Origin of the sequence: Streptococcus sp. HMSC065H07, from assembly GCF_001837325.1 — a bacterium.
GTDB classification, from domain to species: Bacteria; Bacillota; Bacilli; order Lactobacillales; family Streptococcaceae; genus Streptococcus; species Streptococcus salivarius_H.
Genome location: NZ_KV832034.1, coordinates 22,407 through 36,076 on the forward strand (window position 1 = coordinate 22,407; position 13,670 = coordinate 36,076).

Annotated in this window: 9 protein-coding genes and 1 tRNA gene; all 10 read right to left on the reverse strand. The window is 41.9% G+C overall.

The genetic code is table 11. From position 1 onward, the window contains the following. Positions 1-230: 230 nt before the first annotated feature. On the reverse strand, positions 231-1,661 hold the full coding sequence (gene glgA, locus HMPREF2637_RS05700; protein WP_064524093.1) for a glycogen synthase GlgA: 1,431 nt from the start codon (positions 1,659-1,661) through the stop codon (positions 231-233). After that, complete coding sequence (gene glgD / locus HMPREF2637_RS05705; RefSeq protein ID WP_064524095.1) at positions 1,658-2,794, reverse strand: glucose-1-phosphate adenylyltransferase subunit GlgD; 1,137 nt, start codon at positions 2,792-2,794, stop codon at positions 1,658-1,660. The genes glgA and glgD overlap by 4 nt, the downstream gene beginning before the upstream one ends. Then, the gene (locus HMPREF2637_RS05710) at positions 2,784-3,926 is read right to left on the reverse strand and encodes a glucose-1-phosphate adenylyltransferase (protein ID WP_037601791.1); all 1,143 of its coding nucleotides are present in this window, start codon (positions 3,924-3,926) and stop codon (positions 2,784-2,786) included. Before HMPREF2637_RS05710 ends, glgD begins: the two co-directional genes overlap by 11 nt. 190 nt (positions 3,927-4,116) lie before the next feature. After that, positions 4,117-5,997, reverse strand: a complete 1,881-nt coding sequence (gene glgB / locus HMPREF2637_RS05715; RefSeq protein WP_064524097.1) for a 1,4-alpha-glucan branching protein GlgB — start codon at positions 5,995-5,997, stop codon at positions 4,117-4,119. 169 nt (positions 5,998-6,166) lie between these two features. Further along, on the reverse strand, positions 6,167-8,362 hold the full coding sequence (gene pulA / locus HMPREF2637_RS05720; RefSeq protein ID WP_014634806.1) for a type I pullulanase: 2,196 nt from the start codon (positions 8,360-8,362) through the stop codon (positions 6,167-6,169). Positions 8,363-8,575: 213 nt separating this feature from the next. After that, positions 8,576-10,990: a DNA translocase FtsK gene (locus HMPREF2637_RS05725; RefSeq protein WP_070839592.1), complete on the reverse strand. Its 2,415-nt coding sequence runs from the start codon at positions 10,988-10,990 to the stop codon at positions 8,576-8,578. 99 nt (positions 10,991-11,089) lie between these two features. Continuing rightward, positions 11,090-12,088, reverse strand: a complete 999-nt coding sequence (locus HMPREF2637_RS05730; RefSeq protein WP_070839595.1) for an NAD(P)/FAD-dependent oxidoreductase — start codon at positions 12,086-12,088, stop codon at positions 11,090-11,092. A 1-nt stretch (position 12,089) separates the two neighbouring features. Further along, positions 12,090-12,809, reverse strand: coding sequence for a tRNA (guanosine(37)-N1)-methyltransferase TrmD (gene trmD / locus HMPREF2637_RS05735; RefSeq protein WP_070839597.1), 720 nt, complete (start codon positions 12,807-12,809; stop codon positions 12,090-12,092). Continuing rightward, positions 12,799-13,317 carry a ribosome maturation factor RimM gene (gene rimM, locus HMPREF2637_RS05740; RefSeq protein ID WP_060972851.1) on the reverse strand — a complete coding sequence of 173 codons (519 nt, stop codon included), beginning with the start codon at positions 13,315-13,317 and terminating at the stop codon, positions 12,799-12,801. The genes trmD and rimM overlap by 11 nt, the downstream gene beginning before the upstream one ends. Positions 13,318-13,537: 220 nt before the next feature. Then, positions 13,538-13,609: transfer RNA gene (locus tag HMPREF2637_RS05745), tRNA-Glu, on the reverse strand. Positions 13,610-13,670 lie beyond the last annotated feature (61 nt).

Genomic DNA, 13,670 nt, shown 5'->3' on the forward strand with positions numbered 1-13,670 from the left:
CGAAACAGATATTTCAAAATCTTTATTTACAAAACTGTCAAAACAGTCAGGTTTATTATAACATGATTAGAGTTAGTCTTCTATTCAGATTTTTAGATATCTTCTCTTTCATTGCTTTATCAGCAAGATTGAGAGATGCTATCCTGACTTTTGTCAAGATTATATAGAAGCGTTTTCAAACGCTTTACACGAAGATAACTTTTCCCTTGCGAGAAAAGTTATCTTTGCAATTATACTAATTGTTTGTACAAATCAACATATGCCAAACTTGCTGTATCCCATGAGAAGTCACGTGTCATAGCATTGTGCTGGAGTTGTTTCCAAGCATCAGCATTGTTTTCGTAAACATCGAGAGCTTTTTCAAGGGTTTGAACCATCCAGTAACCTGAGAAGTTACCAAATGAGAATCCTGTACCTGAGCCTGTCACAGGGTTGTATGGTTCAACAGTATCACGAAGACCACCAACCTCGCTAACCACTGGCAAGGTACCATAGCGCATAGACATCATTTGAGAGAGGCCACATGGTTCAAAGGCTGAAGGCATAAGGAAAATGTCACAACCAGCATAAATTTGTTGAGCCAACTCTAGGTTGAAGGTAATGTTGGCAGACATTTTTTCTGGGTAAGCGTGACCGAACCAAGAGAAAGAGTTCTCATAGTCGCTGTAACCAGTACCCAAAAGAACAATCTGAACATCATGTTGCAAGATGTTGTGAAGTTCGTTGACAACCAAATCGAAACCTTTTTGGTCAGTCAAACGTGACACAATACCAATCAATGGAACGTCTTCGCGAACTGGGAGACCAACACGTTCTTGAAGAGCTGCCTTGTCTTTGGCCTTACCTGACAAATCATCCACTGAGAAGTGGTAAGGAATGTGAGTATCTGTTTCTGGATCAAGGAGGTCCGTATCGATACCATTAACAATACCAGACAACTTACCAGATTCCATGCGCATGATTTGATCAAGACCTTTACCAAATTCAGGTGTTTGAATTTCACCAGCATAAGATGGAGAAACTGTTGTTACACGATCTGCATAAAGAACGGCTGCTTTCATCCAGTTGAGGCAGTCATTCCAACGGAGCGTACCGTCTGCATAACGCTCGTAACCAACACCGAAGATTTCCCAAAGCATACCACTGTCAAATTGACCTTGGAACTCAATATTATGGATAGTGAAGACTGTTCTAATACCTTGGTAAGCTTGAATCCAATGGTATTTTTCCTTAAGAAGGAATGGAATCATGGCTGTGTGGTAGTCATGAACATGGAGAATATCTGGAATAAAGTCCACTTTTTCCATCAACTCAAGGGCAGCCATTTGGAAGAAGCCAAAACGCTCACCATCATCCCACTCACCGTATACCGTACCGCGGTTGAAATACTGCTCATTATCAATGAAGAAGAAGGTCACACCATCACGGACAATTTTCTTGATGCCGACATATTGACGACGCCAACCAACATTTGTATAGAAGAAGCCAATGTCTTCAACCTGATCGCCAAATTTAGCCGAAACCACATCATAATATGGGAGAATTACGGCAACTTCGTGACCATTTTTGACTAGAGATTTAGGAAGAGCACCGATAACGTCACCCAAACCGCCAGTTTTAGCGAAAGGTGCACCCTCTGCTGCTACAAATAAAATTTTCATCGTACAATATCCTCTGTTACAACGCTACCTTTTTTGATGACAACTGGGTTGTTTTCTGTACCGCGAACCGTAACACCTTCAGCGATTTCAACACCTTTATCCACAATAGCATATTCAACTGTTGCGCCTTTAGCAACTTTAACACGTGGGAAGATAATTGAATGGCTAACACTAGAACCTTCAGAAAAGTCAACATTACGTGAAATCATTGAGTTCTCAACTTTACCTCGAACAATCGAACCAGATGCAAATTGTGAAAGCTTAACTTCAGAAGAGTCTGCATAGTATGTTGGCTCTTCATTTTTAACTTTTGTATAAACTTTTTGGTTTGGTGCAAAAAGTTTATAGAATTTTTGTGATTCCAGCATATCCAAGTTAGCATCAAAGTACGCTTTTACTGAGTGGATATTTGAAAGGTAACCAGTGTACTCGTAAGCAAAAGCATTTTCAGCAACTGCCAAATCACGAAGTACATAACGAAGCTTACGAGGTTCTTCTTTAGCTGCTTCTTCTTCCAATTTTTCAATCAAGAATGGTGTATCCACAACAAAGATGTCTGTAGACATATTGTAAACTTCTTTATCGCCACCCTGGAAGAGCTCATGACCAAGCACTTTGTCAGAGTCATCAATTTCTAAAACGCTGTTTACATCTGAAATGAGTTCTTTAGGAAGTTTTTTGTAGACCACAGTAACTTTTGGTTTTGTTGTATTGTGAAGGTGGAAAACTTGGTTAAGATCAATGTTGACCAAAACATCACTGTTAAGAGCTACAGTCTGATCTGAGCCTGAACGTTTAAGGTAAGTCAAAATTTGACGATAGTATTCCTCATCAACAGTTGAGCTTTCAACAGGAGTATTGTAAATACCAAGGTAGTAGTGACTGAGAAGAGTAGACAAGCCCCACTCACGACCTGAACGAATATGGTCGAAGACAGAACTGATGTTTTCGTTTTGGAAGATTCCGAAGACGCTACGGATACCAGCATTAGCCAAGTTAGACAACGGGAAGTCGATGAGGCGATATTTTCCGCCAAATGGTAGGCTGGCAATAGGACGGTGCTCAGTCAAACCACCCATGTCATGGAATCCTACGGTATTTCCTAGAATTGCAGAATATTTATCAATCTTCATCTTTTGGTACCCCCACTACTTCATTGTATCCTACGACTTGCACTTCTTCTGTACCGTCAATTTCCACACCATCGGAAATGTGTGCACCTTCACCGATAATAGCTCGTTTAATTTTTGCACCTTTACCAATAATTGCACCACTCATAATCACTGAATCTTCAACGACTGCCCCTTCACGAATTTGTGTATTTGTTGCAAGCACAGAATGTTTAACAGTTCCATCAACCAAACATCCATCAACAACGAGTGAATCTTCAACATGAGCATTCTCACCAAAGAAGTTTGGTGGAGCAATCACGTTACGTGAGTAAATTTTCCATTGACGGTTACGACTATCCAAGGCATTTTCAGGAGAAATGTACTCCATATTTGCTTCCCAAAGGGATTCGATAGTACCTACGTCTTTCCAATAGCCTTCAAATTCATAAGCAAAGACGCTTTCACCTGTTTCAAGATAAGCTGGGATAACGTTCTTACCAAAGTCTGACATATCAACTGAACTCTTTTCAGCTGATACTAACATATTGCGAAGACGTTTCCAATCAAAGATGTAAATACCCATTGATGCTTTCGTAGATTTAGGGTTTTCAGGTTTTTCTTCGAACTCAACAATACGGTTATTAGCATCAGTGTTCATGATACCGAAACGGCTAGCTTCTTTAAGTGGCACATCAAGAACGGCGACAGTAAGACTTGCGTTGTTATCTTTGTGAGATTGGAGCATATCATCATAGTCCATCTTGTAAATATGGTCACCAGACAAAATCAAAACATATTCAGGATTGATGCTATCGATATACTCAATGTTTTGATAAATAGCGTGGCTGGTACCTTCAAACCAACGATTACCTTCGCTAGCTGAGTAAGGTTGAAGAATTGATACACCAGAGTTAACACCATCCAATCCCCAACTTGAACCATTACCGATATGATTGTTCAAAGCAAGTGGTTGATACTGTGTAATGACACCTACATTGTTAATTCCTGAATTGGCACAGTTTGACAAACCAAAGTCAATGATACGGTAGCGTCCACCAAACTGAACAGCTGGTTTGGCAATACTTTGGGTCAATTTTCCAAGACGAGTTCCTTGCCCACCAGCAAGGATCAAAGCCAACATTTCATTTTTCATGAATAGTCCCCCTCATGATTTTTAGTTTCATCCTCAAAAGGATGTTAGACAATCAGCCGAAACTGATTATGACAATTAAAGTAAGTTTCTCAGTGTGGCAATAGTTTGGGCGTCAGAAAGCTTCTTTCAACCGTGACTTTCTTGCTATCATCCCTGAAAAACAAATCGTGTACACGTTTAATTCTACCCTTTATTTCAAGCGACGTTTAACACGCCAGATACTTGCTCCAAGAGCTGGCAATGTGAAGCTAAGGGTATTTTCATAATCCTTCCACTTCGCCTTTTGGGTACGAGTTTCAGGATTTCCTTCTTTCCAGACACCACCGAATTCTTCCATCTCAGTGTTAAGTACTTCTTGATAAATACCAGCGACTGGCAATCCAATAGTGAAGTCTTGACGTTCCACTGGAGCTAGGTTGAAGACACAGACAAGGAAGTCACCCTTATCGCCTTTGTCATCCTTACGAATGAAGGAAAGCACACTTTCAGCACGGTTATCCGCATCGATAATTTCAATACCATCGTAAGAATCATCAATCTGCCAGAGAGATTTATGGTCCTTGTAGAAACCATTCATATGGCTAGTGAAGGCCTGCATCTTCTGGTTCATCTCATCTTCAAGATTTCCCCATTCCAGTTGGTAATCATATTTCCACTCTAAGAACTGACCAAATTCAGATCCCATGAAGAGCAATTTCTTACCTGGGTGACAGAGTTGATAAGCATAGAGGTTACGTAGGCCAGCAAACTGATTGTAGCGGTCCCCCCACATCTTATGCATCATACTCTTCTTACCATGAACTACTTCATCATGTGAGAAAGGTAGAACATAGTTTTCATTGAAGCAATACATGAAACTAAAGGTCATCAGATTGAAATCGTACTGACGGTAAACTGGATCTTCTTCGTAGAATTTGAGGATATCGTTCATCCAACCCATATTCCATTTGAAGTCGAAACCTAGACCACCCTCTTCAATCGGTTGTGTAATTGGTGTTGCTGCAGTTGATTCTTCCGCAACCATCATGACATCTGGATAGCGTTTTTTAATCTCACGATTGAGTTTTTGAAGGAAGCCATAGCCTTCCAAGTTACGGTTACCACCGTCCTTGTTTGGCATCCATGGACCCTCATCATAGTCCAAATAGAGCATGTTTGAAACTGCATCCACTCGGATACCATCGATATGATAATTTTCAATCCAGTAAAGAGCACTTGAAATAAGGAAAGACTGTACTTGATTTTTTCCTAAGTCAAAGTTCAACGCTCCCCAACGATAGTTATGAGCTCGATCGTGATCCTGATATTCGAAAGTTGGTGTACCATCAAAGTAGGCTAAAGCATCGTCATTTTGTGTATAGTGACCTGGGACCCAGTCTACCAAGACACCTATATTATTCTGGTGACATGCTTCTACGAAATCTTGAAATTCTTCTGGTGTGCCATAGGTATGCTCAAAAGCAAAGTAACCCATAAGCTGGTAACCCCAACTCATCCCAAGAGGATGAGCCATGAGTGGCATGAATTCCACGTGAGTATAGTTCATCTCAACCAAATATGGAATCAACTCTTCTTTCAATTCTTTGAAAGTATAAGGTTGACCATCCTCTTTTAGTTTCCAAGATGATGCATGAGCTTCATAGATATTAACCGGACGTTTTTGGAAACCAAAGCGTTTACGACGACCCATCCAAAGGCCATCCTTCCACTTCTTAGTTTTCTTCTTACGAATCACAGCTCCTGTTCCAGGACGAGGCTCTAAGTAAGTCGCAAAAGGATCCATCTTTTCGACGACTTGACCTCCCTTACGTTTCACCAAGAACTTATAGAGTTGTCCTTCCTCTGGGAGAGCTGAAGTCGCCTCCCAAACACCGATATGGTTTTTGGTCATATCCAGAGGTTCATCAAACCAACCTGTGAAATCTCCAATTACCTGAATCTGCTCAGCATGAGGGGCCCACACACGGAAGATAAAACCTTCTTCTCCCTCTAATTCATGCACACCCAAATAATTCTGAAGGTGGAAGTTCTCACCTGTTCCAAATGTGTACATGGCTTCATCGAGATTCATACCATCACTCCTTTCTTAAACTAGCCTTGATAGTTCTAACTATCAAGAAATTAAAACATTGAAATATATGTAAATACACTAGAAAACCCTTCAGACCGATAGGGCTTACAAGTAAACAAAACCACTTATGTAAGCGTTTACTGTATTATAACATTTTTTGACATTCTTGTCAGTAAATCTCCAAATCTTTTTTCATATTATCGAACACAAAAGTCTTACGTAATTTTCCAGAAATATGTAATTCAACAATACCTGAATCGTACTCAGCTTTTGCGACATAGAGATTATCGTAAATATCTGCATATGAACGATATGAAAATTCTTGTACGGTTTGCTTACGCTCAATTAATTTGGCAACTTTAGCAACCAAGTCTTTCTTAAGAGTCACTTGATTCCAATCCACCTGATTAACAGCATCAGGGGCATTGTAGCTATTCATGGCACGCTTAACATCCGCTTCCGTGTAATTTCCATCTTCACCTGTTGCAACCATCTTACTACGCTGGAATTCTTGTCCCAACTGCATGAAACACATCCCTTGCATACTTAGATTAAGAGCATTTGCCAAGTAAATACGTTTTTCAATATCTTCTGGCGAATCATGTGGATGCAAATGATGCATAAGGTCATTCAAATTGTAGTTGTCGTGCGCTTCGATATAGTTGAGGACCTGACCTGGCATGAGGTAGTTTACAAAACCACGGCTACCAAGCAGACTCTTGGCAATCTGGTCTTCCAATGGGGCTCCAGACACATAGCCGTTATTGATGTACCCATAGACCTCTGCCCCCTTGACCGCGTCACGCGCATTGTCATTGAAAAATCCGATTCTAGGCATCAAGGCTGCATTATCCTTCTTGCCCTTTTGGTCTACAGGAAGTCCAATTCCCATATCCCATCCTTCACCATAAAGAAGGATCCTAGGATCAATATCATCCATGGCCGAACGAATGGCATTCATCGTAGCAACATCATGTAAGCCCATAAGGTCAAAACGAAAACCATCCACTCCAAATTCTTCTGCCCAATAGGTTAAGGAATCAATCATATACTTACGGTACATTTCCTTTTCACTGGCTGTCTCATTTCCACAGCCTGATCCATCTTGGAAAGACCCATTGTCATGCATACGGTAGTAATAAGCCGGCACAGATAGTTGGAAAGGAGAGCTGTAAGATGAGTAAGTATGGTTATAAACCACATCCATGATAACCCCTATTCCTGCTTCATGGTAGGCCTGAATCATTTTCTTAAGCTCTAAAATTGGTGCCACGGGATTCTTTTGATCAGCAGCAAACTGACGATCCGGAACATTGTAATTTTCAGGATCGTACCCCCAGTTGTAGAGAAGCTTCCCACCTTTATCATAGGTTTTATGGTGATCAAAGACTGGTTGCAGTTGGACATAGTTGTAGCCCATACGTTTGAGGTAATCAAAACCAGTCAAATCTCCATGGGCATTTCTAGTCCCTTTCTGACAAGCACCTAGATAGGTTCCTCTATAGGACTTCTTAACACCAGATGTCTCTGAGATTGAGAAGTCACGGAGGTGCATCTCACAGATAACGGATGAGCAAGCATTTGCCTTACGCCAGCTCGCTTTTTGCTTGGTAACCTTTTCATACCCTCTTGGAACAAGTCGCTGTGGATTGACCACCAAACTTTTTTTATTATCTAAGCTAAGGGCGATACTGTAGGGGTCTCTCGTATCCTGATAAAAACTTTCCTCATGATACACACGAAACTGGTAGGCTACCCCATCCAAATCCTTTTTAACAGTGGCACTCCAAACACCGTGAGTATTCATCTCATGACGGTCTTTATTGACACTGGTTCCTCGGCTCATCTTAATGATCTTAGGATTTTTACTGCCCTTTTTAAAAAGTAAGAGCTGCACACGACGAGCTAGAGGTGACCAAAGGCGAAACTCTGTGGCCCCTTTTTCATACTTATGACCTAACCAACCTTGAAAGCCCCACTTCTGGTCAAATTCCTGTCTTCGGAGAGCCATATCAAAGGCATGCTGGTCGCGACCTTCGAAACTATGGCTAGTCAAGGCTGCCTGTTTAGAATAATAAACAGTTGGATCACCTTCAACTATCCAAATAGCATTGGGAGCATCCCCTAGGAAGCGTCGGACACGGTAATCATGTGTTTGCCTCGACCAGTCTTCCGTTTTGACCAAAAGATTGACAGAATCAATAAAACGATTGGAGGGAGAAGTAACCTGACCAACAAGACCAAAATCATCCTCACGTGAAAAATGGGCTTCTTCGCCCCAATAACCATCTAGCCACTTCCACATACTGTATCTGGAATAGTCGCCATGCATACTATGAAAATGAACGGTTAATAAATTGTCCATTTTTTACTCCTTAGTTTTTGTTACTCACTTTTTCTCCTATTATAGCAAAAAATGTTCGTTTTGTAAGCGTTCTTATGGAATATTTTGCAATTTTTTGGTCTATTTTGAACATAAAAAAAGAATGAGAAAATAAATGGCAAAACACTCATTTTTCTCATTTCTTTTGTCGATTTTAATTCCTTTAGAACTAGGCTTGAGACTCTTTCCAGTCCATTATTCTTGAGTCATCAAAACCTTACGTGGTTTGGTACCTTCAGCTGGTCCGATAACACCTGCTTCTTCCAATTCTTCCATCAAACGAGTGGCACGGTTGAAACCAACTGACAGACGGCGTTGAATCATGGAAGCACTAGCTTTTTGTGTTTCAAGGACCAAAGCCTTGGCCTCTTCAAAGAGTGGGTCACCTTCTGAGCTACCACCATTGGCAGAGGAACCTCCACCAAAATCATTTTCAGAAACTTCACCAGGATCAAAGCTCTCATCATAGTCAGCTGAAGCCTGATCCTTGATAAAGGTCACAATACGTTCCACGTCATCATCAGAGATGAAGGAACCTTGTAGACGAACAGGGTGGTTCTCATCAATCGGTTTGAAAAGCATATCCCCACGTCCGAGTAGCTTTTCTGCCCCATTTTCATCTAAAATGGTACGACTATCTGTTCCCGAAGACACGGCGAAGGCCACACGAGATGGCACATTGGCCTTAATCAAACCGGAGATCACATCAACCGACGGACGTTGAGTGGCGAGAATCATGTGAATTCCCGCAGCACGCGCTTTTTGTCCCAAACGAATAATAGCATCTTCCACTTCCTTACTAGCTACCATCATCAAGTCAGCCAACTCATCAACGATAACCACAATTAAAGGCAAGGGAATCTGTTTTTCTTGCGACTGGGCATTCCAATCTTCCACCTTGGCATTGTAGCCAGCAATGTTACGCACGCCAAACTTACTAAAGAGTTCGTAACGATTTTCCATCTCATCTACCACTTTTTGAAGAGCCTTGGCGGCCTTACGTGGGTTGGTCACTACAGGGATAAGGAGATGAGGAATATCATTGTAAACCGAAAGTTCAACCATCTTCGGATCGACCATGAGGAACTTCACCTGGTCAGGACGAGCCTTCATAAGAATACTAGAGATGATACCGTTAACCGCAACCGATTTACCAGAACCTGTTGATCCAGCGACCAGTAAGTGAGGCATCCGACCCAAATCAAAGCTACGAGCCGAACCATCAACCGCCTTACCAAGAGGAACTTCCAAGAGCTTATTAGGGTCCGTCTTGGACTGTTCCCATAGTTCTCGGAAAGAAACCGTCGCAATCTCTGAGTTAGGCACTTCGATACCAACCAAAGATTTTCCAGGAATAGGTGCCTCAATACGGACATCTTTCGCAGCTAGAGCCAGAGCTAAGTCATCAGCTAAATTTGAAATGCGATTGACACGGACCCCAACAGCAGGCTTGACCTCATACTTGGTCACTGACGGTCCAATTTCAGCCCGCTCAACCTTGACATCAATATTGAAACTCTTGAAGGTATCTTCTAAGATTCGAATATTCTTTCGAACGATGTTCTTCTCTTTAGATTGACTCTTAGGCTTATCAGGTGCAAAGAGATCTATATGAGGTAATTTATACTGCAGGAGTTCCTTAGGCGTGAAATCAACCTCGACTGGTGCGTCATCTCCCTCAACCACCATAGATGGGGGAAACTCATCGCTTGGCACATCCTCTGGATAAGGTGCATAATCTTCTTGGAAATCCTCATAATCCTCTGGAGGCAGATTATCATAGTAATCCTCAGAGGCATAATCACTGATTTCAGGTTCAGATGCAAAAATCTCAGTTTCTTGTGGTAACTCCTCTGCGGCATCATCTAAGATTTCTCCCGTCTCCTCGTCAACAGTTAAATCAGCCAGACGCTCGGCTTCGGCACGTTCTTCCGCCTCACGTTCTTTCTGAGCCTGACGTTCTGCCTTCTTTTCCTGACGTTGAGCCGTCCGTTCCAAACGCTTCTCAGCCCCTTTCTGCCATGCTTCCTTAGTATACTCCATGATATCCAAGACATCCCAAGGGCTAAGAATGAAAGCACCCAAGAGAATAATCAATACCCCAATCATGAAGCTACCGATATTTGAAAAGAGGAAGGAAATCGGTTGGTATAGGAGAGCCCCCAACATACCACCACCCGCAAAACGAGCTACTTGCACACTGACCAGTTCCCCAAAAAGCAAGTCCTTGGTACCAGGGAAAATATCCAGACCACTCATGCGTTCTAGACTAAAGAGATAGGCGTGAAACTCCAACAAGAGACCCGCGAAGATCATCCAAAATCCTGTTACGTAGTTACTATGTTTACGTAACCATTTAAAGCCAAAGAGATAAACATAGATAGCAAAAATTAAAGGATAAGCCATACTCCCCACAAATACTCGAAAGAGATTATAGAGGGTAACCCCAAAGAAACCCAATCGAAAGACTGGGAAAATTAAAACAAAGGCAAAAAAGAAGGTCCATAGCATTCGCTTAATCGCCTTCTGTCTGTCTAATTCTGCTTTTGTAAGCCGCTTCTTACTGTTCTTAGAAGTCGACCCTTTTTTCGTTTTTTTCGTTGTAGCCATAGGTGTATTATACCACGTTTTTAGACATGAAAAAAGAGAGACAAGTCTCTCCTTAGATTGAAGACAAAGTCTTCTTTTGAGACTTTCCTTCTTTTGACATTATTCTTCAATTAACGATGTTGAGTGAACCGGACGATTCTTACCGTCTGGATCAATATATTGGATAGCTTGGTTGATAGCGATAGGGGCTTCACCCATTCCCACAGCAATCAAGTCAATCTTACCTTCATATTCTGCTGCATCACCGATAGCGTAAACACCTTCTTGTGAAGTTTCAAACTGAGCATTGACCGTAACGCTAGAGCGTTTGAAGTCAACATTCCAGTTACGAAGGTTTTTATTGTTGGTTGAGAAGCCAAAGCTAACAATAAGGGCATCAAACTGCAATTCCACAACTTCATCTGACTTCACTTTTTGGACGGTCAAACTTTGAGCAAGACCATTTTCACCCTTGATTTCAAGGGGTACGTAAGGTGTCATCACATTAACTGATGATTGATGAAGAAGCTCTACACTATGCTCATGGGCACGAAAGGCATCACGACGGTGAATCAAAGTCACACTCTCAGCAATACCATCCAAGTGATTTGCCCAGTCAACGGCTGAATCGCCACCCCCAGCAATCACAACCTTCTTGCCAGCAAATTGGTCCAGGCTATGCACATTATAGAACAAGTTATTATCCGCATAATCTTCTTCATTGTCCACACCTAAAGGACGTGGAGCGAAGGCACCATTTCCACAGGCAATGACGATAGCCTTAGACAAGTGTTGGCCCTTACTAGTGGCAATTGTGAAGATGCCTTCTTTCTTTTCAAAGGTTTGCACTTCTTCTTTCAAATGAATGCTGACACGATCTTCAAAACGCTTAAGTTGAGTCAAGAGATTTTCTGTCAATTCCGCACCTGTCGTTTGCGGAAAGGCTGGAATATCGTAGATCTTCTTCTCTGGATAGAGAACGGCAGGTTGTCCACCAAGCTCTGACAGACTCTCAATAATATTAACAGTCATACCACGTAGACCGGCGTAAAAGGCAGCCCAAAGTCCTACTGGCCCACCACCGATAATGGTAATATCGTAAATCTTTTCTTCTGACATTTTATTTCCCTTCTGCTTTTATCTCTTCTAAAATCTGACGTTCTTCATCCGTAAAGTCATAGTTTTCCAAGAGGTCTGGTCGACGCACCCAGGTCTTACGCAAACTCTGTTCCATACGCCAACGTCGAATATTGACGTGGTGCCCTGACAAGAGAACATCTGGCACCTTCATGCCACGAAACTCAGCTGGGCGCGTGTACTGTGGAAATTCCAAAAGCCCTGATGAGAAACTATCATCCTTATGACTAGCTTCCTTACCTAAAACTTCAGGAATCAAGCGGACAGTCGCATCTACAATAGTCATTGCAGCCAACTCTCCCCCAGTTAAGACAAAATCTCCCAAGGAAATCTCATCCGTCACTAAGGTTTTGATGCGCTCATCATAGCCCTCATAGTGACCACAGATAAAGACCAATTCCTCTTCTTGCGCCAATTCTTCTGCATAGGCCTGATCAAAGGTACGACCCGCAGGATCTAAGAGAATAACGCGAGGTTTTGTGACGTCTAACTTGTCAAAGGTATCAAAAATTGGCTGGGCACGTAGCAACATACCTTGACCGCCACCGTAAGGTTCATCATCTACGTGACGAGCCTTCTCAGCATTTTCACGAAAATTGTGATAGTTGATTTCTAGAAGGCCCTTATCCTTTGCCTTACCAACAATGGAATGCTCTAAGGGAGCAAACATATCTGGAAATAGGGTCAAGATATCAATCTTCATCGTCTAATCCTTCCATGAGCTCAACCTCAATACGACCAGCTGCAACATCAACATCGAGAACTACAGGTGGGATGTATGGCAAGAGCAAATCTTTCTTACCTTTACGTTTTACTACCCAAACATCATTAGCACCCGGTTGGAGAATCTCTTTGACCTGACCAATCAAAGTATCACCTTCGTAAACATCAAGGCCAATGATTTCATGGTAGTAAAATTCCCCATCATCAAGGTCTGTTAGGTTTTCCTCAGCAATCTTGAGGTTACAACCCTTATACTTCTCCACATCATTGATATGGTAAAGCCCCTTAAACTTAACGATATCAAAGTTTTTATGTTTACGGTGACTCGCAATCTCAACATCCATGATGTAATTGTCTTTGTCATCAAAAAGGGCTAAGACACTCTTCTTCTTAAAACGCTCATCCGCAAAATCTGTTACAGACAAAACACGAAGTTCCCCCTGCAAGCCCTGTGTATTCACAATCTTTCCAACGTTATAGTATGTCATTGAATTTCCTTATTATATGTTTTCTTATGCAAATGAAACCACGACTCGACGAATTATTTGTCCTCATCTGACAGCCATCACAAAACAAACATTTTACATCGGGTCGAGGTCTTGTCATTTATGATTTTAAAGTGGTATAAAATGTCTGGCCTAGGCCAGTCAACCCCTCTATTTTATCAAAAAGGACACAAAAAAACCAGCTTTCTCTAGCTGGCACTTATAGTCCGTACGGGATTCGAACCCGTGTTACCGCCGTGAAAAGGCGGTGTCTTAACCCCTTGACCAACGGACCATAATCTGTGTCTCTACCCTCAAGTAGAACTGGGGTAGCTGGATTCGAACCAACGCATGAG

Excerpts from the sequence above, each read along its gene's own strand:
- glgB (WP_064524097.1), bottom strand. The coding sequence starts at position 5,997 with ATGAATCTCGATGAAGCCATGTACACATTTGGAACAGGTGAGAACTTC.
- glgA (WP_064524093.1), bottom strand. The coding sequence starts at position 1,661 with ATGAAAATTTTATTTGTAGCAGCAGAGGGTGCACCTTTCGCTAAAACT.
- rimM (WP_060972851.1), bottom strand. The coding sequence starts at position 13,317 with ATGACATACTATAACGTTGGAAAGATTGTGAATACACAGGGCTTGCAG.
- trmD (WP_070839597.1), bottom strand. The coding sequence starts at position 12,809 with ATGAAGATTGATATCTTGACCCTATTTCCAGATATGTTTGCTCCCTTA.
- pulA (WP_014634806.1), bottom strand. The coding sequence starts at position 8,362 with ATGGACAATTTATTAACCGTTCATTTTCATAGTATGCATGGCGACTAT.
- HMPREF2637_RS05710 (WP_037601791.1), bottom strand. The coding sequence starts at position 3,926 with ATGAAAAATGAAATGTTGGCTTTGATCCTTGCTGGTGGGCAAGGAACT.
- glgD (WP_064524095.1), bottom strand. The coding sequence starts at position 2,794 with ATGAAGATTGATAAATATTCTGCAATTCTAGGAAATACCGTAGGATTC.
- HMPREF2637_RS05730 (WP_070839595.1), bottom strand. The coding sequence starts at position 12,088 with ATGTCAGAAGAAAAGATTTACGATATTACCATTATCGGTGGTGGGCCA.
- HMPREF2637_RS05725 (WP_070839592.1), bottom strand. The coding sequence starts at position 10,990 with ATGGCTACAACGAAAAAAACGAAAAAAGGGTCGACTTCTAAGAACAGT.